Origin of the sequence: Streptomyces malaysiensis subsp. malaysiensis, assembly GCF_040653035.1 — a bacterium.
Classification (GTDB): domain Bacteria; phylum Actinomycetota; class Actinomycetes; order Streptomycetales; family Streptomycetaceae; genus Streptomyces; species Streptomyces malaysiensis.
The window spans coordinates 92,443-112,806 of sequence record NZ_JBEZNG010000030.1; the positions used below are offsets into that span (position 1 = coordinate 92,443).

The following is a 20,364-nucleotide window of genomic DNA, read 5'->3' on the forward strand; positions in this document are numbered from 1 at the left end:
AGGCGCGGCAGCGGGCCGCCGCGCGTCGTGGCCGATCATGCCGCCGTCGGTGGCGAGTGCATGAGCCTGGGGGCGGACCTTGCGGCATCACGGGTACGCCGGTATTCGGCCGGTGGCATGTGATACCTGGCGCGGAAGGCACGGGTGAAGCTGGTCTGGTGGGTGAAGCCCCAGCGGTGTGCGATCTCGTGGATCGGCCGGGTCCGCAGCGCCGGATCGGCGAGATCACGGCGGGCGCGCTCCAGGCGCCGTTCGCGGACGTGGCCCATGACCGTCGTCGGCCCTCCGTACGTCGGGGCCTCTTCCTGGAAGATCCGGTGCAGATAGCTCACGGAGATGTGATGGGCGGCGGCGATGGCGGTCGGGGTCAGCTCCGGATCGTGTAAGTGCGAGTCGATGAAGGCCCGGACCCGCAACGCGAGTACCTGTCGACCGGTTTCGGACGGCAGTGCGTCCTCGGCGTCGATCTCGTGGGCGAACAATGCCGCGACCAGATCGAGCAGGACCGTCTCCAGGCGCGAGGCGTCCGAGCTCCGGAAGGAGTCGCTGCTGCGGGTGAGGTGAAGGAGGAACCCCACGAGCAGGCTGCCCATGCCCTCCCGGCCCGGCAACCGCCGGGCGACCAGGGCGTCGGGAGGCCCGGACGAGCCAAACAGGCGCCGTGCTCGCCCCGACCGTCTCTGCTGAGGGCCTCGTGATCCGCCGGATGGAACCTGGACGTCCTACAGTGGCCCGATGCCGCTTGTGGAAGTGACCTACGCTCCGGGTGTCGCCGAATCGCAGCTCCGCGAACTGGGTTCGGTGCTGCCGCACTTGGTGTCCAAGGCGGTGGAGTGCCCCGAGGAACCGTATGACGGGGCCTTGCGGCCGGGGGATGTGGAGATCCGCTTCCGGAGGCTGGGTCCCTTGGACCGCGGCGGCTTGGACGTGGTGATCGAGGTGAAGTCCAAGTGGTTCGAGAGCAGGGCCGCCAACCGCCAGCAACGCGTGGACAGGCTTCACGAGGACATCAGGACCGTAACCGGACTCCGCGACTTCGGGATTTACCTGTCACTCCCGTCAGCCGCGTGGTCACAGGGAGACTGAAACGCTCATCCCGGCTCGCCGCGAGAGCGATCGTCGGACAGGCCCTAGTGGGCGAGCTGCCGGAGCCAGTCGCGCAGGAGTGCCGTTTCAACGGGGCGGAGCGGGACCGTGGCCGGATCCGCGTCGCCGAGGGTGGCATCGAGCGCGAGGGCGCGAGTGGCGAGGGTGGCGTCCGGGGCCGGGCCGGCATCGGTGGTCAGAGTGTCGATGAGCGCTTCCCGCATACGTGTTGAGACCTCCGGGTCGCGGTCGCTCTCTGGGGCGCCGATCAGGGGGAGCGTGACCCCGGTGACCGCCGCCAGGGTGAGGTGGGCGGCGAGGGCGGGCGGCACCCGTAGGCGGCCGTCGGCGGCGGCGCGGTCCAGGAACGTCATGAGGAGTTCCCGGGCCGCCCGCGCGGCGGGCGGGCGGCGGCCGGGGCGGTCGGTGCCGTACATCAGCAGATAGAACGCGGGGTGCTTCAGGCCGAAGTCGACGTGCATGTCCCATCCGCGGCGCATGTCCTGGATCGTCGACGGCCGCCCCGAGACGGTCCGGCGGCAGGTCCACGAGGCCCTGGCCGACATGGGGACGGAAACGAGCGAGCTGACCTACCTCCGGCTCGTCGGCGACACCCCCGGCGCGTACCAGGACGTCCCGCTGGAGGAGTCGCTCGGCGCCCTCATCGAGCTGCGCGACCAGGGGCTGATCCGCCGCATCGGCCTGTCGGGCGCGTCCCCGCGGATACTGGCCCGCGCCCGGCGGATGACTCCCATCGCGGCGGTACAGAACCGTTTCAACCTGCTTGACCGCAGTGGTGTCCAGCTCCTCGCCGACTGCGAGGCCCAGGGCATCCTCTTCATCCCCTACTTCCCGCTGGCCGCCGGGCGGCTGAGCGACTACCACGAGCTGACCGGCCCCGCAGAGCGCCTGGGTGCCACACCGGCCCAGATCGCACTGGCCTGGCTGCTGTGCCGCTCGCCCGCCATAGTCGTCATCCCGGGCACGAGCAGCACCGATCACCTCCGGTCCAACGTCGCAGCCTCCGAGGTCGCCGGACGACTGACCGGCACCGAGGTGGCGCGCCTGACGGAACTGGTCGACGAGTCGAAAGCGGTCCTGGACCGGCCCACGTCCCCCGCTCGGAGCCACCGCTGAGCAAGGGCCCCGCGGAGGCGGCCGCGGGCCCGGGGCCTTCATGTCCCGGCTCGCGGGGATTCCTCGCGGCCGCCATGGGGGAGGACCGTTTACGCCAGGCCCATGGGCGCGGTCCGTACCGGCGCGTCCAGCCGCCCTCCCCGAAATGAGGCCGTATGCCCGCAACCCCCGCGCGGATCGTCAGCCTGCGCGCGGCCGGCACCTGCTTCGCCGTGGAACTCACCGAACCCGTCCCCAGGGTCCTGCACTGGGGAGCCGACCTGGGCGAACTGAGCCCCGTGGACCTGACGGCACTGAGCCTGACCGCCGAAGCCGCGACACTCAACAACTCCCTTGACGTCCCGCGCCGTTTCACCCTCTGGCCCACCGAGGCGGACGGCTGGTCCGGCACCCCGGCCCACCACGGCCACCTGGGCGGCACCGCCACCGCGCCGCGTCCGGCCATGACGGAGGCCACCCACCGGGCGGACCCCGCCGGCGGTGGCGAACTGCGGGTGCGGCTGGCCGAACCGGCGTCCGGGCTGGACATCACGCTCACCTACGCCCTGGACGCCCAGGGGATACTCACCGCCGACGCCGTCATCTCCCGCGGGGAGAGCGCCGATCCGACGCCGTACGACCTGGCCGGGGCCCTGACGCTGCTGCCCCTGCCACGGCGGGCCACCGAGGTCCTGGACTTCACCGGAAAGTGGAGCCGGGAGCGCTCGCCCCAGCGTCGCCCGCTGAGCCACGGCGTCCACTCCCGCGATGTGCGCCGCGGTAAACCCGGGGCCGACTCCCCCTATCTGCTGGCGGTGGGCGTACCGGGATTCGGATACCGCACCGGTGAGGTGTGGGCCACGCATGTGGCGTGGAGCGGCGATCAGCGCTATCTCGTCGAGCAACTCCCGGAGGGGGCGGGGGTGCACGCCTCCGCCCTCGGCGGCGGTGAGCTGCTGCGGGCGGGCGAGATCCGCCTGGCGCCCGGTGACACGTACCGCACCCCGCGCTGCCACTTCGCATGGTCGGCCGATGGCCTGGACGGCATCGCCGACCGCTTCCACGGCCACCTTCGCGCGCGGCCCCAGCACCCGCGCGGCCCCCGCCCCCTCGTCCTCAACAGCTGGGAGGCGGTGTACTTCGACCATGACCTCGGCCGGTTGCTGGCCCTGGCCGACCGGGCCGCCGCGGTGGGGGTCGAGCGTTTCGTACTCGACGACGGCTGGTTCAGCGGCCGCCGCGCCGACACCGCCGGGCTCGGCGACTGGCTCGTGGACCCGGCCGTCTGGCCCGACGGCCTCGGCCCGCTCGCCGACCACGTCCGGGCGCTGGGCATGGACTTCGGGCTCTGGGTCGAGCCGGAGATGGTCAACCCCGACTCCCGACTGGCCCGTACCCACCCCGACTGGATTCTGGGCCCCGCCGCCGGCCTCGGCCCGACCGCACGCCATCAGTACGTCCTGGACCTCTCCCGCCCCGACGTCTTCGCCTATCTGCTCAAATCCCTGGACGCGCTCGTCGGAAGCTACGACCTCGCCTACCTCAAGTGGGACCACAACCGCGAACTCCACGAAGCCGTGCACGCTCCGGGTGACCGGCCCGCGGCCCACGCTCAGGTCGAGGCGCTGTACCGGCTGCTGGACGCGGTCAAACAGCGCCACCCCGGGCTGGAGATCGAGAGCTGTGCGAGTGGCGGCGGCCGCGTCGACCTGGGCGTACTGCTGCGCACCGACCGGGTGTGGGCCTCGGACTGCAACGACCCCGTGGAACGGCAGGCGATCCAGAGCTGGACCGTTCAGCTCCTCCCGCCCGAACTCGTCGGCAGCCATGTGGGCGCCGAGCGCAACCACACCACCGGACGCGTCACCTCCGACACCTTCCGCACGATCACCGCCCTGTTCGGACACGCGGGCATCGAGCAGGACCTCACCGAGTGCTCGGAGGCGGAACTGGCCAGGCTGACCGCCTGGAGCGCCCTCTACCGCGAACTGCGCCCGCTGCTCCACACCGGCCGTACCGTCCGGGCCGACCTCGAGGACGAGGCCCGGCTGCTGCACGGGGTCGTGGCCCACGATGGCTCACGGGCGCTGTACTGCTGGGCGCGGGTGTCCACCTCCGCCGAAGGCCAATCCGGCCGCACTCCTCTGCCCGGGCTGCGCCCGGACGCCCGCTACCGGCTCCGCGTCCGCACCGACCTCGGCCTGCCCTCCTTCCAGCAGGCCGCACCGCCGCCGTGGCTGACGGCCGCGGTGGAGGGCTGGCTCACCCTGCCCGGCGCCGTCCTGGCCACCGCCGGTCTGCCCATGCCCACCCTCAACCCCGGCCAGGCGCTCCTCATCGAGGTCCACCGCCAGGACTGAGGCAGGGGCCGGGTGCCACCCCTCCCGGGCGCGTAACGGCAGGCAGCCTGCGTACCGGGTAGGGTGGACGGATGACGAGTGACCCGCGGCCCGCAGCCGAGGCCGCCGCCCAGTTGATGACGGCGATGACCCGGCTGCGGGCGCGGCTGCGCACCGAGTCGGCGCCGGACGACAGGCAGTGGGCCTGGTCGCAGCTGACCACGCTGAGCCGGATCGTCAAGGAGGGCCCCGCCACGGCAAGCGAGTTGGCGCAGGCCGAGCATGTGCGCCGCCAGTCGATGGCCGAGACGCTCGTGGCCCTTCGCACCGCGGGTCTGGTCAGCACCACCAAGGACCCCAGCGACGGCCGTAAGACGCTCATCCACGCCACTTCGGAGGGGCGGGCACTGATCGAAACCATCCCGGCCGCGCGGGTGGCCTGGCTCGGCGGGGCGATCGAAGCTCAGCTGCGGGCGGACGAGCGCGAGACCCTGCTGAAGGCCGCGGCCATCATGAACCGCATCGCGGACATCGACATCTGACGGGACGGTCGCAGGCCGTCGTGCCCGGCACCCACGGTTCGTCGGTGTCGATGACGTACGCCTGGTGCGGGAAGACCTTCTCGGCCAGGACGCGATGGACCTCGGGGCGGGGGTCGGGACTGGTCGGGGTGTCAGTGAGCCGGTCGTCGGTCGGCCTTCGCCAGGCTCCGGTCGCAGACCGTCATGACGAGTACGAGGGCGGCGATACCGACCAGGGCCCAGGAGATGTGCCGGAGACCGGTGTCATCGACATGGCTGTGGAAGGCGGTGCCGGTGATGGCCGCCGAGGCGATGGAGCCGATATAGCCGAAGGTGCGCAGCAATCCCGAGGCGGTGCCGACACTTTCGGGGGGCGCTTCCCTGTAGAGGACCGTCTGGTTCGCCACGTTGCCGGCCCCGGAGGTGAGGCCGAAGACCGCCGTGATCGCGACCACCACGATCAGGGGTGTGCCGCTGTCCAGGAACAGGGTGGCGGCCGCCCCCACGAGCAGAAGCAGCGCCGAGACGATCAGCGGCGCCCGGACGCGGGTGCGCCGCGATACGACACGGGCGGAGACCGCCGACAGGACGCCCATGGGGATCAGGGTCAGGCCCGCCTGATAGGTGGACAGGCCGCGGGAGGCTTCCAGCCACTGGGTGAGCCCGTAGAGGATCACATACGTGCCGAGCAGGGTGAGGCCGTTGCGTAGATAGGTGCTGGTGAGGGCCAGGTTCGAGGCGAGCAGCCGGACGTTCAGAAAGGGGTTGGCGGCGCGCAGCTCCCACGCCACGAGGCCGGTGGCGATCACGGCGGATATGACCAGCGCCGTCCAGTCGGGGTTCGGCAGTGAGGACAGGAAGACCAGCAGCGCGGTGAGCGCCCCGCCGAATGCCACGATGCCGAGCAGGTCGACACGGGAGACCAGGGCGCGCGGGGAGCGGTCGCGCACCCGGTCGGTGTCCTTGGGGATCCAGGCCGCCGCCATGGCGAAGGCGGTGACCGCGACGGGGACGTTGATCCAGAAGGCCGTCTGCCAGCCGAGCCATCCGATGAGCAATCCGCCGATGGCGGGGCCGATGGCGACGGTGGCGGCTCCCGCGATCGCCAGGCCGCCCAGAACGCTTCCGGGCGGCTCCTGGAGGCCGGTGGCCTGGGCCCGGCGGCGGATCAGCAGCATCGCGGACGGGTATCCGGTGGAGGTGCCGGCCCCGATGAGAACGCGGGCCGTGACCAGGGTCGGCATATCACGGGCGAACGCGCCGAGGACGCCTCCTGCCAGGACGAGGAGGATCCCGGTGAAGAACACCCGTCGGGGCCCGAACTCCTCCGCGAGCCGTCCGGCCGCGGGCTGCGCTATCGCGCTGGTCAGATACAGGCTCGAGATCAGGATCGCGGTGCTGCCGACGGATGTGTGCATCGCGGCGGCGATCGCCACCAGGGCGGGCGCGATCACGGAGCTGTTGACCGGGTTGAGTATGGCGCCCATGTACAGCGGGGTCACGAACGTCGGCCCGAAGGGCTTTCCGGCCGGAGCCCGGTCCCGCTGTGCGGAGGTGGCGTTTGCGGTGCTTCCCAAGACGCTGCTCCTGCCTTCCCGCTTCCGCTGTCGTGGGGGCCGCCGCGGGAGGTGCGGCGGTCGGCATTTTGTGCAGGCTGCCTGACAAAATATAGCAGGGAGCCTGCCTATCTTGGTGCGGGGTGCGGGATGCGGGCGGACCACGCTCAACCCGGCGGCGGCGATGGTGGCCGCCAGCGGGAGGTATCCGGCCCAGGGGCGGCCCAGGCCGCGGCGGCCCACGTGGCGGCCCGGCCGGTTCATGGGCGGCTGGCGGACCCGGTTCCGTGTGTTGTCGTCATGTCCCCCACCTGCGTGATCAGCGCGACTCGTGGAGGTGACCCTATGAAAGCGGGGGACCGGCGGACACTGCCGAAAGACCAATCCCGCGCGATGCGCGCCCCGCGGCATCCGGCCGACGCCCAGGAGACGCATGCTGGTTATAGGGGAGGAAGCGGGGGGAACCCGACTTCTGCGGTCGGCGATCCTGATCCGTCGGCCGTGACCGAACGAGGGGGCGGAAGGAGAGGAAGAGACCATGCCCGCAGGATCCAGCCGTAAGCGCGAGCGGCAGTACGAGCACATCAAGGAAAGCGCGGAGCAGCGCGGTGCCTCCGCCGGCCGGGCGAAGGAGATGGCCGCCCGTACGGTCAACAAGGAGCGTGCCCGGACCGGGGAGTCCAGGTCCGCCAGCAGGACCTCGACCCAGGACCCGAAGTCCGCACCGCAGCGTGGCGGCCAGCGCTCGGGCAGCCGGACGGGCCCCAAGGGCCCGACACGCGACCAGCTCTACAACGAGGCCAAGCAGCGCGGCATCGAGGGCCGCTCGAACATGACCAAGGACCAACTGGCCAAGGCCCTGGGCCGCTGACCCGGACGCCGCCGCCCTCCCACGGGACGCCGCCCGCTCGCGGTCGTGCCCGCTCGTAGCCGCCGCCCGGCTCCCGTGCCGTACCCGCTGATAGCGGTGACCACGGCACGGGAGCCGGGACATAGGGTGGCCTGATGCAGGAGCGGTATCGGACGGTCGCGCGCGAGGGCGTGCACGAGATCGAGATCAACAGATCGCGCTTCCTCTGCACGCTCGCGCCCGCCGCGAGCGAGCAGGAGGCCCAGGACGTCATCCAGCGCGTCAGGAAGGAGCACCCCACCGCGACCCACAACTGCTTCGCCTATGTCATCGGCGCGGACGGCGGTGTGCAGAAGGCGAGCGACGACGGGGAGCCGGGCGGCACCGCCGGGGTGCCGATGCTGCAAATGCTGCTGCGGCGCGAGGTGCGGTACACCGTGGCCGTCGTCACCCGCTACTTCGGGGGCGTGAAGCTCGGCGCGGGCGGTCTGATCCGGGCCTACGGCGGCGCGGTCGGCGAGGCGCTCGACGCGCTGGGCACCGTCACCCGGCAGCGGTTCCGGCTGGTGACCGTCACCGTCGACCACCAGCGCGCCGGAAAGCTGGAGAACGATCTGCGGGCGACGGGCCGGGCGGTCCGGGAGGTGCGCTACGCCGAGGCCGTGACGATCGAACTGGGGCTGCCCGACGCGGATGTGGACGCCTTCCGCGACTGGCTGGCGGACACCACCGCCGGTACCGCCACGCTGGAGCTCGGCGGCGAGGCGTACCAGGACGCATGAGGCCGGGCGGCCTCCGGGACCCCGATGTCAGGGACCACGACGTCCAGGACTCCGACATTCAGGACCACGACGTCCGGGACCCCGGCATCCAAGACCCCGGCATCCGGGGCCACGACGTCCGGGACCCCGACACGGGCGGGAAATACGAGGTCCGTGAGAGACGAGGCACCGACCGCGGCTAACGTGGTCGGTGCCCGCGTCGTCCCGACGCCGCGGGCGTGATGCTGGCCAGTGGGGTGGAGGAAGGACAGAAGTGCAGGTCGGAGACCGCTTGTGAGAATTCTGCACACCTCCGACTGGCATCTCGGCCGGTCCTTTCACCGGGTCAGCCTCCTTGCCGCGCAACGGGAGTTCATCGACCACCTCGTCACCACCGTGCGCGAACGACACATCGACGCGGTGGTCGTCGCGGGCGACATCTACGACCGTGCCGTGCCGCCGCTCGCCGCCGTCGAACTCTTCGACGACGCCCTGCACCGGCTCGCGGACCTCGGTGTGCCGACGGTCATGATTTCCGGCAACCACGACTCGGCCCGCCGTCTCGGCGTCGGCGCCGGGCTGATCGACCGGGCCGGGATCCATCTGCGTACCGACCCCGCCGGATGCGCCACCCCCGTCGTCCTCTCCGACGACCATGGCGAGGTGGCCTTCTACGGGCTGCCGTATCTCGAACCCGGCCTGGTGCGGGAGGAGTTGGGGGCCTCGGCGGCCGGTCATACGGCGGTGCTGGGCGCCGCCATGGACCGGGTGCGCGCCGACCTCGCCACCCGCCCGTCCGGCACCCGGTCCGTCGTCCTCGCGCACGCGTTCGTCACCGGTGGCGCGGTCAGCGACAGCGAGCGGGACATCACCGTCGGCGGAGTCGCCTCCGTACCCGCCGAGGTCTTCGACGGCGTCGACTACGCGGCGCTCGGCCATCTGCACGGCTGCCAGGCCATCACCGAGCGCATCCGCTACTCGGGCTCCCCACTCGCGTACTCCTTCTCCGAGACGGCACACCGCAAGTCCATGTGGGTGGTGGAGCTGGGGGCGGCGGGCGAGGCGCCGTCGTACGAACGGGTGGAGTGCCCGGTGCCGCGGCCGCTGGCCCGGATCCGCGGCCGGATCGAGGAGCTGCTGGCCGACCCGGACCTCGACCGCCACGAGGAGGCGTGGGTCGAGGCCACGCTGACCGACGCGGTGCGGCCGCATGAGCCGATGGCCCGGATGGCGCGGCGCTTCCCTCATGTGCTCACCCTGGTCTTCGACCCCGAGCGGCCCCCCGAGGACCCGCTCGCCTCGTACGCACAGCGGCTGCGCGGCCGCTCGGACCGGCAGATCGCCGAGGACTTCGTGGCGCATGTGCGCGGCGGCCGCGGCCCGGACGAGGCGGAGCGGGTGCTGCTCGGCGACGCGCTGGAGACGGTACGGAGCGCGGCGCACGAGGGCGTCGTGCCGAGCGAGGAGGACGGCGTGGCGGCGGCGACGGCGGGGGAGGCGGCGCGATGAGGCTGCACCGGCTCGTTGTCACGGCCTTCGGCCCGTTCGGCGCCACACAGGAGATCGACTTCGATGAGCTGTCCGCCGCCGGGCTGTTCCTGCTGCACGGGCCGACCGGCGCCGGTAAGACGTCCGTCCTGGACGCGGTCTGCTACGCGCTGTACGGGCAGGTGCCCGGCGCCCGCCAGGGCAGTGGACTCTCGCTGCGCAGCGACCATGCCGAACCGCTGACCCCGACCGAGGTCGTACTCGAATTCACCGTTGGGGAGCGGCGCCTGGAGATCACCCGGCGCCCCGAGCAGCCGCGCCCCAAGAAGCGGGGCACGGGGATGACACGGGAGAAGGCGCAGACCCTGCTGCGCGAGTACGCCCCGGCGACATCCTCGACCAGCGCGGGGGCGGGGGAGTGGAAGGCCCTCAGCCGCTCGCATCAGGAGATCGGCGAGGAGATCGCGCAGCTGGTCGGCATGAGCCGGGAGCAGTTCTGCCAGGTGGTGCTGTTGCCGCAGGGAGACTTCGCCCGCTTTCTGCGCGCGGACGAGCTGGCGCGCGGCAAGCTGCTGGGCAAGCTGTTCGACACCGGTCGCTTCGCCGCCGTCGAGGAACGGCTGGCGGAGCTGCGGCGCGTGGCGGAGAAGCGGGTCGCGGCCGGGGACGAGCGGCTCCTCGCGCTCGCCCACCGGATGGCGCAGGCGGCGGGCCGCACGGCGGAGCTCGACGGGCATCCGCTGCCCGAGCTGACCCCCGGTGAGCCGGGGCTGGCCGACGCCGTCCTGGAGTGGGCCGCGGTCGCCCGCACGGGCGCGCGTGAACGGCGGGACATCGCGCTCTCCGCCGTACGGGCCGCCGAGGAGGCCCACCACGCCGCCCAGCGGGCCGCCGACGCGACACATGAACGGGCCGAACTTCAGCGCCGCCACGCCGAGGCGCGGCGCCGGGCGGATGACCTCGAACGGCAGCGGCCCGACCATGACCGGCTGCGTGAGCTGCTGGAACGCGCCCACGCGGCCGACGCGGTGGTCCCCGCCCTCGAGCTCCGCACCGCCGCGGCCCGTGACCACCACACCGCCGAAACCACCGAACGCCAGGCCCGCGCCCGCCTGTCCGCCGAACCCGGCCTGGCGGCCATGCCCCTCGCCCCGGCCCCGGACATCCCCGACCAACGCACCCCCGCCGCCCCGGCCGCTTCGCCCGAAGCGCCCCTGCCCGCACAGGCCACCGCACCCCCGGAGGACACCGCCCCGCACGCGGACGCGGACGGCTCCTGGGCCGGGGCGGCTCCCGGAACGGGGCCGTCGGCCTCCGAGGAACCCGGCCCGCAAGGGCGCCTCATGGGACAGACGGTCAGGGACGGCCGTACCGGAACGGGCCCGCCGGGCCAGGGCGCGCCCGGCCGGGCGCCGGACCAAGCAGCGCAGGGGGCCGTCTCGTCCGCGGGTGCGGACGGGTCGGGTGTGCGTGCCACCGACCGGGTCACTCCCGCCGACAACGAGGCGGCAGGTGGGCGGGCTGGTTCCGGGGCGGGCGTGTCGGCCCGGGAACCGGGCGGCGATGCCGTCGTGTCGGGTGGGCTTGGTGTGTCCCAGGCGGGTTCTTCGGGTGGTGATGGCGTTGTTTCGGGCGGGTCTGGTGTGTCGCAGGCCGGACCTTTGGGCGGTGATGCCGCCGCCTCGGGCGCGCCCGGCGTGTCACGGGCACGATCTTCGGGCGGTGATGCCGTCGTTTCGGGCGGGCCTGGTGTGTCACAGGCCGGACCTTCCGGCGGCGGAGCCGCCGCCACGCGGGTGCGGAATGCGGGTGCGTCGTACCCCGCGACGCCCCAGGCGGCGGCGAGTGTGGCCGGTGATGGCGGGCGGGGTGCCGGTCCGCAAGGTGCGGGTGTGGCCGTGGTGCTCGCCGAGGCCGATGCCGAGTGGCTGGGGCGGGTCGAGCGGCGGGTGCGGGAGGAGCTCGGGGCGTTGGGGGCCGCTCGGCGGGGGGAGGCGCGGGCGGCGGCCGTCGTGGCCGAGATCGCCGCGCTCGACCGGGAGGCCCGCGCCGACGACGAGGCGATCGAGGAAGCCGCCGAGTGGCTCGCCGGATGGGAGGAGACCCACCGGGCGCATCAGCGGCGGGTCGAGGCCGCGCAGGAGGCCGCCACCCGGGCCGAGCAGTTCGGCGGGCGGATCGAGCCCGCCGAGCGGCGTCTCGAGGCCGCCCGGCGGCGGGACCGGCTCGCCGGGCAGGAGGGGCGGGCGCGCGAGGAGCTGTTGCGGGCGCGGGAGGGTGCCGCCGCCGCGCGGCAGAGCTGGCTCGACCTCAAGGAGGCCCGGCTGCGCGGCATCGCCGCCGAGCTGGCGGCCGGGCTGCGCGCGGGCGAGCCCTGCGCGGTGTGCGGCGCGACCGGGCATCCGAGCCCGGCCCGGCCCGGGGCCGGGCATGTGGACCGTGCGGCGGAGGAGGCCGCGCTGGCGGACCACCAGCGCGCCGAGGAGGTCCGCGAGGAGGCCGAGCGTACGCGGAACGCGCTGCGGGAGGCCCGCGCGGCCGCGGAGGCCACTGCGGAGGGCGAGGACGCGGCCGAACTCGACCGGGCCCTGGCCGAGTTGCGGGCCGCGTACGCCGAGGCCCGTGACGCGGCGGCCGACGGGCACGCCGCCCGCGCGGCCCTGGACCGGGCCGAGGGCGAGCACACACGCCGTACGGCCCAGCGGCAGGAGGCCGAGCGCCGGGCGGCCGCCCGCACCTCGCGCCGCGAAACCCTGGCCCGGGAGCGGGCCGACCTGCTGGCGGAGCTGGAGCGGGCGCGCGGCGCGGACGCCACCGTCGGGCAGCGGGCGGCGCGGCTGGAGCGGCAGGCGGGGCTGCTGGCCCACGCCGCCGAGGCGGCGCGGGGCGCCGAGGCGGCCGCGAGCCGCCTGAAGGAGGCGGACGCCCGGCTCGCCGACGCCGCCTACCGGGCCGGGTTCGAGACCCCGGAGCAGGCCGCCGGGGCCGTCCTGCCCCCGGACCGGCAACGCGAGGCGCGCCGCCGTCTCGACGCATGGCAGACGGAGTCGGCGGCGGTCGCGGCCGAGCTGTCCGACCCCAGGGTGCTCGCCGCCGCGCAGGCGCCGCCCGCCGACCCCACGGCGGCGCGGACGGCCGCCGACGCGGCCACCCGCGCGCTGCGCGAGGTCTCGGCCGCGGACGCCGCGGCCCGCACCCGCTGCGAGGAGCTCGACGCGCTCTCCGCGCGGGCGGTCGCCGACGCCCGCCGGCTGGCCCCGCTGCGCGCGGACCACGACCGGATCGCCCGCCTCGCCGCGCTCGCGGCGGGCACCTCCGCGGACAACGAGCGCAGGATGCGGCTGGAGGCGTACGTCCTGGCGGCCCGGCTGGAGCAGGTCGCGGCGGCGGCGAGCGCACGGCTGCGCCACATGTCCTCCGGGCGCTACACCCTGGTGCACTCCGACGCCCGCTCCGGCGGGCGCGGCCGCTCCGGTCTCGGACTGCATGTCATCGACGCCTGGACCGGCAGCGAGCGCGACACCGCCACCCTCTCCGGCGGCGAGACCTTCTCCGCCTCGCTCGCCCTCGCGCTGGGCCTGGCCGATGTGGTCACCGACGAGGCGGGCGGGGTCCGCCTGGACACCCTCTTCATCGACGAGGGGTTCGGCAGCCTCGACGAGCAGACCCTGGACGAGGTCATGGACGTGCTGGACGCGCTGCGCGAACGGGACCGTACGGTCGGCATCGTCAGCCATGTCGCCGATCTGCGCCGGCGGATCCCCGCCCAGCTGGAGGTCGTCAAGGGCCGCGAGGGCTCGGCCGTACGGCACCGGACGGCCGCCGCGCACTAAGACGTCATCTCATTTGGGCTCGCCGGTAGCCTGGTTGTGTGTTGATGGTTGAACGTCTGGTGCCGGACGGGTTGTGGGAGTTGTTTCAGCGGGTGGTTCCGGAGGTGCCGACCCGTCCGCAGGGCGGTGGCCGACGCCGGTACGGAGATCGTGAGGTGCTGGCCGCGATCATCTTCGTGGCGACCACTGGCTGCACGTGGGCGCAGGTCCCGTCCGTGTTCGGCCCGTCCGGTGCCACCGCTCACCGCCGTTTCACGGAATGGTCCCAGGCGCGGGTGTGGGCGAAGCTGCACCGCCTGGTCCTGGATGAGCTCGGGTCGCGCGGCGAGCTGGACTGGTCGCGGTGCGCGATCGACTCGGTGAACATGAGGGCCCTCAAAGGGGGGACCTGACGGGTCCGAATCCCGTGGATCGGGGCAAGAAGGGCTCGAAGATCCACTTGATCACCGAGCGGACCGGATTGCCCGTCTCCATCGGGATCTCGGGCGCCAACCTTCACGACAGCCAGGCGCTCGAACCGCTCGTGCGCGGCATCCCGCCCATCCGTTCCCGCCGCGGGCCTCGCCGCCGAAGGCCGGCCAAGCTCCACGGCGACAAGGGTTACGACTACGGCCACCTGCGCCGATGGCTACGGCAGCGCGGTATCCGACACCGCATCGCCCGCAAAGGCATCGAGTCCTCCAAGCGGCTGGGACGGCACCGCTGGACCATCGAACGCACGATGTCCTGGCTCGCCGGATGCCGACGACTCCACCGCCGTTACGAACGGAAAGCTGTCCACTTCCTGGCCTTCACCAGCATCGCCTGCACCCTCATCTGCTACCGCAGACTTACCAAATGAGATGACCTCTAAGGGGTCCTTGCACTATGCGCGGCGGCGGAGCCGCACATCGACACGGCCCCGCGCCCCTGCGGGGCGCCACCGAACCGCAGCCGCATTCCGCCGATCCGCTTGGCGTGGGCGGGCCGCACGGATGCCGCCCGCCCACGCCCTCACCAGGAGCTCACCGAGCTCAGAGCGCCGACAGCTCCTCCACCAGGTCGTCAAGCCCCAGCGAACCCTGCGACAGCGCCGTCATATGCCACTTCTTGGCGTCGAAGGCGTCGCCGTGCGCCTTACGGGCGGCCTCGCGCCCGGTCAGCCAGGCCCGCTCGCCGAGCTTGTAGCCGATGGCCTGGCCCGGCATGCCGAGATAGCGCACCAGCTCGCTGTCGAGGAAGTCCGCCGGACGCCCGCAGTGCAGCCCGAAGAACTCGCGCGCCAGCTCCGGGGTCCACCGCTCACCGGGGTGGAAGGGCGAATCCGCGGGGATCTCCAGCTCCAGGTGCATCCCGATGTCGACGATCACCCGCAGCGCCCGCATCATCTGCGCGTCCAGATAGCCCAGTCGCCGCTCCGGGTCCGACAGATAGCCCAGCTCGTCCATGAGCCGCTCCGCGTACAGTGCCCAGCCCTCGGCGTTGGCGCTGACCATGCCGACCGTGGCCTGGTAGCGGGAGAGCTGGTCGGAGACGTGCGCCCACTGGGCGAGCTGGAGATGGTGACCGGGGACGCCCTCGTGGTACCAGGTGGAGACCAGGTCGTAGACGGGGAAGCGGGTCTCGCCCATCGTGGGCAGCCAGGTCCGGCCGGGGCGGGAGAAGTCCACCGACGGCTGGGTGTAGTACGGCGCCGCCGCGCTGCCCGGCGGGGCGATCATCGACTCCACCCGCTTGACCCGGTCGGCCAGATCGAAGTGGGTGCCGTTCAGCTTCTCGATGGCCTCGTCCATCAGCTCCTGGAGCCACACCCGGGTCTCCTCGACGCCCTCGATATGCGCACCGTGCGCGTCGAGGTGGCGCAGCGCCTCCCACGGGTCGGCGCCGGGCAGGATCTTCTCTGCCTCGGTGCGCATCTCGGCGTGGATGCGGTGGAATTCCGACCAGCCGTACGCATACGCCTCGTCCAGGTCGAGATCGGTGCCGTTCCACATCCGGGCCCAGCGGCGGTAGCGCTCACGCCCCACCACATCGGGGGCGCCCTCGATCCCCGGGGCGTAGGTGTCGCGCAGCCAGTCGCGGAGCGCGACCAGCGCGCCCGTCGCCGCCGCGGCCGCCTCGTCCAGCTCACCGCGCAGCGCGTCCGGGCCCTCGGCGGTGAAGTCGGCGAACCAGCCGCCGTCCGTGCCGATCCACTCCGACAGCTGCTCCAGGACCGTGGCCACCTGCCGGGGGCCGCCCGGCAGCCCCCGCCGCAGCCCCTCGGCGAGCGAGGCGCGATATCCGTCGAGCGCGGCCGGTACGGCGCGCAGCCGGGCCGCGACCGCCGACCAGTCCTCCTCGGTCTCGGCGGGCATCACGGTGAAGATGCCGCGCACCGAGTGCAGCGGGGAGCTCAGGTTGCTGACCGCGCGCAGCCCTTCGTCGGCGTCGTGTACGGCGAGTTCGGCGGTCAGCCGCTCCCGCAGCAGCCGTGCGCAGCGGCGCTCTGCGTCGCTGTCCGCGCCCGGGCGCGCCTCGGCCTCGGCCAGCCGGTCCAGGGTGGCGCGGGCCAGGTCGGCGCCGGCCTTGGCCCCCTCGGGGGAGTAGTCCGGAAGGCGCCGGGAGCTCTCGGGAACGCCCAGGTAGGTGCCGGTGATCGGGTCGAGTTCGATGAGGGCGTCGACATAGCTGTCGGCGACCTGACGGGGCAGCGGAGCGTTCTTGGTATCGGACATGCGGCCCATCCTCGTACGTTCCGGGGTGCGGCGTCAGCACCAAGGGGATGTGACGCATGGGAACAGGAGTGTGCTACGGGGCTGCTGAGCCGTCTCGCGCGGGCGGCAGCAGCGGGCCGCAGCTCCACTGCTGGAAGATCAGCCGGGTCTCGACCCGGGCCACCTCGCGGCGCGAGGTGAACTCGTCCAGCACCAGCCGCTGGAGATCGGCGGTGTCGGCCACCGCGACATGCACCAGATAGTCGTCAGGACCGGCCAGGTGGAACAGCGCCCGGGACTCGGGCAGCGCCCGGATCCGCTCCACGAACGGGCCGACCAGCTCCCGCCGGTGGGGCCGCAGCTGCACCGAGAGCAGGGCCTCGAGACCGCGCCCCAGCTTGGTGGGGTCCAGGCGGAGTTCATGGCCGAGGATCACCCCGGAGCGGCGCAGCCGGGCCACCCGGTCCAGACAGGTCGAGGGCGCCACGCCGACCTGGGCGGCCAGATCGCGGTAGGTGGTCCGGGCGTCGTTCTGGAGCAGCCGCAGTATCTGGAGGTCCACCGGATCGAGAGCGACGGTTTCGGGCATCGGCCGAACGTAGCACGGACATCGGCCCGGTGAGCCCGGTCGTTGTTCACCCTTCACCTCATGAACATCAGGGAGAGCACGGGAAGCACAGGGTGTACGCGGACCACACCGAGCACGCGGACCACACCGAGTACGCCCAATCCTCGCGGTGAAGCCGGACGGCAGGCGTTCGCCACCGAGGCCGTCCACGCCGGGCGGGAGGACCTTCCGGCCATGGGCCTGCACGCCGTACCCCTGGATCTGTCGACGACCTATCCCTCGTACGACAGCCGCCAGGAGGCCGCCAGGATCGACGCGTTCGCCGCCACCGGCGCCCGGCCGGACGGCCCGCCGGTCTACGCCCGCCTGGACAACCCCACCGTGGCCCGGTTCGAGACCGCCCTGGCCCGGCTGGAGGGCACCGAGAGCGCGGTCGCGTTCGCCAGCGGCATGGCGGCGCTCAGCGCGTGTCTGCTGGCGCGAGGGGGCCAAGGGCTGCGCCATGTGGTGGCGGTCCGCCCGCTGTACGGGTGCAGCGACCATCTGCTGGACACCGGGCTGCTGGGCACCGAGGTCACCTGGGTGGACCCCGCCGGGATCGCGGACGCGATCCGCCCCGACACCGGCCTCGTCATGGTGGAGACCCCGGCCAATCCGACCCTCGCCGAACTCGATCTGCGGGCCGTCGCCCACTCCTGTGGCACGGTCCCGCTGCTCGTGGACAACACCTTCGCCACACCGGTGCTCCAGCGCCCGGCCGAGCGGGGCGCGGGCCTCGTCCTGCACAGCGCCACCAAGTACCTCGGCGGACACGGCGATGTGATGGGCGGGGTGGTGGCCTGTGACGAGGAGTTCGCCCGGATGCTGCGCCGGGTGCGGTTCGCCACCGGCGGAGTGCTGCACCCGCTCGCCGGATATCTGCTGCTGCGCGGACTGTCCACGCTGCCGGTGCGGATGCGGGCCGCCTCGGCCACCGCGGGCGAGCTGGCCCGGCGGCTGGCCGCCGATCCCCGGGTGGCCCGCGTCCACTATCCGCGGATCGGCGGGGCGATGGTGGCCTTCGAGACCCGCGGCGATCCGCATGCGGTGATCGGCGGAGTGCGGCTGATCACCCCGGCGGTGAGCCTGGGCAGCGTGGACACCCTGATCCAGCACCCGGCCTCCATCAGCCACCGCATCGTGGCCGAGGGGGACCGCCGCTCCGCCGGGATCGACGACCGGCTGCTGCGGATGTCGGTCGGGCTGGAGGACGTCGAGGATCTGTGGCGCGATCTGGACCGGGCACTCGACGGCCGTCCGGCGGGGCAGGAGGACCGCCGGACGGGGTGGGAGGTCCGCCGGACGGGGCAGGAGGTCCCGGCCGGCCTCAGCGCGAATGCGGCGGGGCCGGCAGCGGCAGCGGCAGGACCGGCTCGGGCGCCGGTGCCGGGTCGAGGCGGGCGCTGAGCACCAGCGTGCCCTGCTCGATCTGGTAGTCAAGCGGCAGTTCGAGGGCGCGCATCGCGGCGACCATGCCGGTGTTGGCCGACTGGGTGACGGCGTAGACGCTCTCGCAGCCGGTCTCGGCGGCCATCGCGACCAGCCGCCGCAGCAGCTCCCCGCCGACGCCGCGCCGCTGCCACTCGTCCTCGACGATCAGCGCGACCTCGGTCTCGTCCCCGTCCCACAGCAGGTGGCCGAGGGCGACCAGCCGCCCGGAGGCGGTGTACGCGGCCAGGGTGCGGCCGAAGCGCGGGCTCAGCAGATGGGCGAGGTAGCGGTCGGCGTCGCCGACCGGCCCGTGGTAGCGCAGCCCGAGCGTCGCGGCGGAGCAGCGGGCGTGCATCTCGCGGGCCGCGTCCAGATCGCCGGTGTCGGCGCGGCGCACGGTGATGGCGTTGCCCTCGGGCAGCGTCAGCACATCGCCGTCGTGCGGGATCCGCGGGCCGAGCCGGGCGTCCAGCTCCACCAGCGCGCGGGCCCGGGCGAACTCGGTCGGGGTGAACGGCAGATACGGCCGCTCGATGACGATCGCGCCGCCGGACGGGTCGCGCAGCCGCATCACCGTCTCCTCCAGGATGCCCTCGGCGGGCGGTGTGGAGTCCAGGGAGCGGCCGCTGAGGGACTTGGCGGGAACCGAGTGGATGGTGCAGCGGCCGAACAGCTGGCGCAGGGCGAGCGGGAGTTCCGCGGTGTCCAGGGCGGTGCGGGTGGCCAGGGTCAGCGCCCGGGTCGGCGCGTCCACCAGATCGTGGGTGTCGGCCCGCTCGGTCCAGGTGTCGCGGCCGCCCGCGGCGGCGACGGCGTCGGCCAGCCCGCCGGACGGCAGGGTCTCGGGCGCGCGCAGCAGGAACTCGTCCACCGTGCCGTCCGTCAGCGGATGGGTCTGGAGGGCCAGGATGTCGACCCGGTGCCCGGCCAGCGCCGCGCACAGCGCGGCCAGGGCGCCCGGCTCGTCCCGTACGGTCGTGCGCATCCGCCACAGCGTGGTGGCCTCGGGGGCCGTGGTCTCCGGGGCGCCCGCGGCGGGGCCGGTGTGCGCGTCGGCCGCGGGCGGGGGTGAGGTGTCCGGCGGTGCGTGGCCCTGGCGCCGTGACCACCATGCGACCAGATCGTGCCGCCGGCGGGGGCGGTGCCGGGAAGGGGGCTCGGGGGTCGCTCGAAATGTCATGCAAACACCCTTGCGCAAAGGTGTTGCGTGATCACGAACGGACTGTGACCTATGAGTTAAGAGCGCATCTGATAACAGAAGCTCATTTTGTCCGAAATCAAAAGGTTGAAGTCGGAGGTTTCATTCACCCTACCGCCCATGTGCGTAGTACCCTCCCGCACCGTCGTGCGTACGCCCGCTGGAAGAGCGGCACCATCGGCCCTCCGGCCCGGCTGAACCAGGAGGCCGGGCGGCTGAACGCCGTCACCGTGAGCACCACCGAGCCATCCGGCTCCAGGGTCACCACGAACGACTCCTCGCCCCGCTCCGGATGGCCGGGCAGCGTGCCGTACGCGAAGCCGGTCCGCGTCTCCTCCGCGACCGTCCACACCACCTCGCACGGCGCGCGCAGCCGCAGCCGCCCCACCCCCAGGCCCACCACGACGGGCCGGCCCGGAGTGGCCACCGGATCCGCGGCACGGATCGACACCCCCACCGCCCGGTGCATCCGCCAGTCCAGGACCGCCCGCCCGGCCGCCTCGAACGTGGCCCGCCCATGGCCCACATGGGTCCGTACCCGCAGATGGCGATAGCCGGAGGGCAGCGGCCACCGCCGGGTGGCGCCCACCTCCGGATAGGTGAGCCGGGAGGCCGGACCTGGGGTGTCGGTGGATCCCATGCCCGTACGGTACGCGTCGGCCTTACGGTGAGCGGCGCCGTAACACGACGCCCTTACGGCGCCCGGCACCGGAACGCGGCGGCCTTACGGCGTGGCGGCGCCCACGGGCGTGGCGGTGCCCTTACGGCGTGGCGGTGCCCTTACGGCGTGGCGGTGCCCTTACGGCGTGGCGGTGCCCTTACGGCGTGGCGGTGCCCTTACGGCGCGCGGCCCCGTCGGTGTGCCGGAAGCGGGGGCGCCGCCAGCGCGCCCGATCGGGGCGG

Annotated in this window: 17 protein-coding genes; 10 read left to right on the plus strand and 7 right to left on the minus strand. The window is 73.2% G+C overall.

Annotated elements, in window-relative coordinates:
* Positions 1–35 precede the first annotated feature (35 nt).
* Entirely contained in the window at positions 36–593 is a 558-nt protein-coding gene (locus AB0E24_RS38840) for a helix-turn-helix transcriptional regulator (protein WP_359384306.1), read from the minus strand.
* 142 nt (positions 594–735) lie between these two features.
* Here AB0E24_RS38840 and AB0E24_RS38845 point away from each other — a divergent pair, with 142 nt between their 5' ends.
* Positions 736–1,086, plus strand: a complete 351-nt coding sequence (locus tag AB0E24_RS38845) for a hypothetical protein (protein ID WP_359384308.1) — start codon at positions 736–738, stop codon at positions 1,084–1,086.
* 44 nt (positions 1,087–1,130) lie between these two features.
* Here the strand turns inward: AB0E24_RS38845 and AB0E24_RS38850 are convergent, their stop codons facing one another.
* Positions 1,131–1,586 carry a TetR/AcrR family transcriptional regulator gene (locus AB0E24_RS38850; RefSeq protein WP_359384310.1) on the minus strand — a complete coding sequence of 152 codons (456 nt, stop codon included), beginning with the start codon at positions 1,584–1,586 and terminating at the stop codon, positions 1,131–1,133.
* Here AB0E24_RS38850 and AB0E24_RS38855 point away from each other — a divergent pair.
* The 3 genes from AB0E24_RS38855 to AB0E24_RS38865 all read left to right on the plus strand — a co-directional run bounded on the left by AB0E24_RS38855 (position 1,585) and on the right by AB0E24_RS38865 (position 5,083).
* Positions 1,585–2,223, plus strand: a complete 639-nt coding sequence (locus AB0E24_RS38855; protein ID WP_359384312.1) for an aldo/keto reductase — start codon at positions 1,585–1,587, stop codon at positions 2,221–2,223. The two genes, AB0E24_RS38850 and AB0E24_RS38855, sit on opposite strands and share 2 nt — an antisense overlap.
* A gap of 155 nt (positions 2,224–2,378) precedes the next feature.
* Positions 2,379–4,562 (plus strand): alpha-galactosidase, encoded by a 2,184-nt coding sequence (locus tag AB0E24_RS38860; RefSeq protein WP_359384314.1) that lies wholly within the window; start codon positions 2,379–2,381, stop codon positions 4,560–4,562.
* 71 nt (positions 4,563–4,633) lie between these two features.
* Positions 4,634–5,083 (plus strand): MarR family winged helix-turn-helix transcriptional regulator, encoded by a 450-nt coding sequence (locus AB0E24_RS38865; protein WP_069867363.1) that lies wholly within the window; start codon positions 4,634–4,636, stop codon positions 5,081–5,083.
* 131 nt (positions 5,084–5,214) lie between these two features.
* On the opposite strand, the gene AB0E24_RS38870 is transcribed toward AB0E24_RS38865, so the two are convergent.
* Positions 5,215–6,639 (minus strand): MFS transporter, encoded by a 1,425-nt coding sequence (locus tag AB0E24_RS38870; RefSeq protein ID WP_359384315.1) that lies wholly within the window; start codon positions 6,637–6,639, stop codon positions 5,215–5,217.
* Between the two features lie 517 nt (positions 6,640–7,156).
* Between AB0E24_RS38870 and AB0E24_RS38875 the strand changes: the two genes are divergently transcribed.
* The 5 genes from AB0E24_RS38875 to AB0E24_RS38895 all read left to right on the plus strand — a co-directional run bounded on the left by AB0E24_RS38875 (position 7,157) and on the right by AB0E24_RS38895 (position 14,391).
* Entirely contained in the window at positions 7,157–7,489 is a 333-nt protein-coding gene (locus AB0E24_RS38875; RefSeq protein WP_079259803.1) for a plasmid stabilization protein, read from the plus strand.
* Positions 7,490–7,623: 134 nt separating this feature from the next.
* Entirely contained in the window at positions 7,624–8,250 is a 627-nt protein-coding gene (locus AB0E24_RS38880) for a YigZ family protein (RefSeq protein WP_069867361.1), read from the plus strand.
* Between the two features lie 273 nt (positions 8,251–8,523).
* Positions 8,524–9,738, plus strand: a complete 1,215-nt coding sequence (locus AB0E24_RS38885) for an exonuclease SbcCD subunit D (protein ID WP_359384318.1) — start codon at positions 8,524–8,526, stop codon at positions 9,736–9,738.
* A complete protein-coding gene (locus AB0E24_RS38890; RefSeq protein WP_359384320.1) occupies positions 9,735–13,550 on the plus strand; it encodes an AAA family ATPase in 3,816 nt (1,271 codons plus the stop codon). The genes AB0E24_RS38885 and AB0E24_RS38890 overlap by 4 nt, the downstream gene beginning before the upstream one ends.
* A 44-nt stretch (positions 13,551–13,594) precedes the next feature.
* Positions 13,595–14,391 (plus strand): IS5 family transposase gene (locus AB0E24_RS38895; RefSeq protein WP_359384333.1). Its coding sequence is split into 2 segments (ribosomal slippage): positions 13,595–13,930 and positions 13,933–14,391, totalling 795 coding nucleotides; the frame shifts between segments, so codons are not numbered across the junction.
* A gap of 172 nt (positions 14,392–14,563) precedes the next feature.
* On the opposite strand, the gene AB0E24_RS38900 is transcribed toward AB0E24_RS38895, so the two are convergent.
* Both AB0E24_RS38900 and AB0E24_RS38905 read right to left on the minus strand, forming a co-directional pair.
* The gene (locus tag AB0E24_RS38900; RefSeq protein WP_359384322.1) at positions 14,564–16,246 is read right to left on the minus strand and encodes a DUF885 domain-containing protein; all 1,683 of its coding nucleotides are present in this window, start codon (positions 16,244–16,246) and stop codon (positions 14,564–14,566) included.
* Between the two features lie 73 nt (positions 16,247–16,319).
* Entirely contained in the window at positions 16,320–16,814 is a 495-nt protein-coding gene (locus AB0E24_RS38905; protein WP_069867357.1) for an Lrp/AsnC family transcriptional regulator, read from the minus strand.
* 60 nt (positions 16,815–16,874) lie between these two features.
* On the opposite strand from AB0E24_RS38905, the gene AB0E24_RS38910 reads away from it, so the two are divergent.
* Positions 16,875–18,239: a trans-sulfuration enzyme family protein gene (locus AB0E24_RS38910; RefSeq protein ID WP_359384324.1), complete on the plus strand. Its 1,365-nt coding sequence runs from the start codon at positions 16,875–16,877 to the stop codon at positions 18,237–18,239.
* Here AB0E24_RS38910 and AB0E24_RS38915 read toward each other — a convergent pair.
* Entirely contained in the window at positions 18,160–19,443 is a 1,284-nt protein-coding gene (locus tag AB0E24_RS38915) for a GNAT family N-acetyltransferase (protein WP_147968401.1), read from the minus strand. The genes AB0E24_RS38910 and AB0E24_RS38915 overlap by 80 nt on opposite strands.
* Positions 19,444–19,567: 124 nt before the next feature.
* Entirely contained in the window at positions 19,568–20,101 is a 534-nt protein-coding gene (locus AB0E24_RS38920) for a DUF1990 domain-containing protein (protein ID WP_359384326.1), read from the minus strand.
* Between the last annotated feature and the right edge of the window lie 263 nt (positions 20,102–20,364).

Coding starts and splice junctions, on each gene's coding strand:
- AB0E24_RS38840 (WP_359384306.1), bottom strand. CDS start 593: ATGGGCAGCCTGCTCGTGGGGTTCCTCCTTCACCTCACCCGCAGCAGC.
- AB0E24_RS38845 (WP_359384308.1), top strand. CDS start 736: ATGCCGCTTGTGGAAGTGACCTACGCTCCGGGTGTCGCCGAATCGCAG.
- AB0E24_RS38855 (WP_359384312.1), top strand. CDS start 1,585: ATGTCCTGGATCGTCGACGGCCGCCCCGAGACGGTCCGGCGGCAGGTC.
- AB0E24_RS38850 (WP_359384310.1), bottom strand. CDS start 1,586: ATGCGCCGCGGATGGGACATGCACGTCGACTTCGGCCTGAAGCACCCC.
- AB0E24_RS38860 (WP_359384314.1), top strand. CDS start 2,379: ATGCCCGCAACCCCCGCGCGGATCGTCAGCCTGCGCGCGGCCGGCACC.
- AB0E24_RS38865 (WP_069867363.1), top strand. CDS start 4,634: ATGACGAGTGACCCGCGGCCCGCAGCCGAGGCCGCCGCCCAGTTGATG.
- AB0E24_RS38875 (WP_079259803.1), top strand. CDS start 7,157: ATGCCCGCAGGATCCAGCCGTAAGCGCGAGCGGCAGTACGAGCACATC.
- AB0E24_RS38880 (WP_069867361.1), top strand. CDS start 7,624: ATGCAGGAGCGGTATCGGACGGTCGCGCGCGAGGGCGTGCACGAGATC.
- AB0E24_RS38890 (WP_359384320.1), top strand. CDS start 9,735: ATGAGGCTGCACCGGCTCGTTGTCACGGCCTTCGGCCCGTTCGGCGCC.
- AB0E24_RS38900 (WP_359384322.1), bottom strand. CDS start 16,246: ATGTCCGATACCAAGAACGCTCCGCTGCCCCGTCAGGTCGCCGACAGC.
- AB0E24_RS38905 (WP_069867357.1), bottom strand. CDS start 16,814: ATGCCCGAAACCGTCGCTCTCGATCCGGTGGACCTCCAGATACTGCGG.
- AB0E24_RS38910 (WP_359384324.1), top strand. CDS start 16,875: ATGAACATCAGGGAGAGCACGGGAAGCACAGGGTGTACGCGGACCACA.
- AB0E24_RS38915 (WP_147968401.1), bottom strand. CDS start 19,443: ATGACATTTCGAGCGACCCCCGAGCCCCCTTCCCGGCACCGCCCCCGC.
- AB0E24_RS38920 (WP_359384326.1), bottom strand. CDS start 20,101: ATGGGATCCACCGACACCCCAGGTCCGGCCTCCCGGCTCACCTATCCG.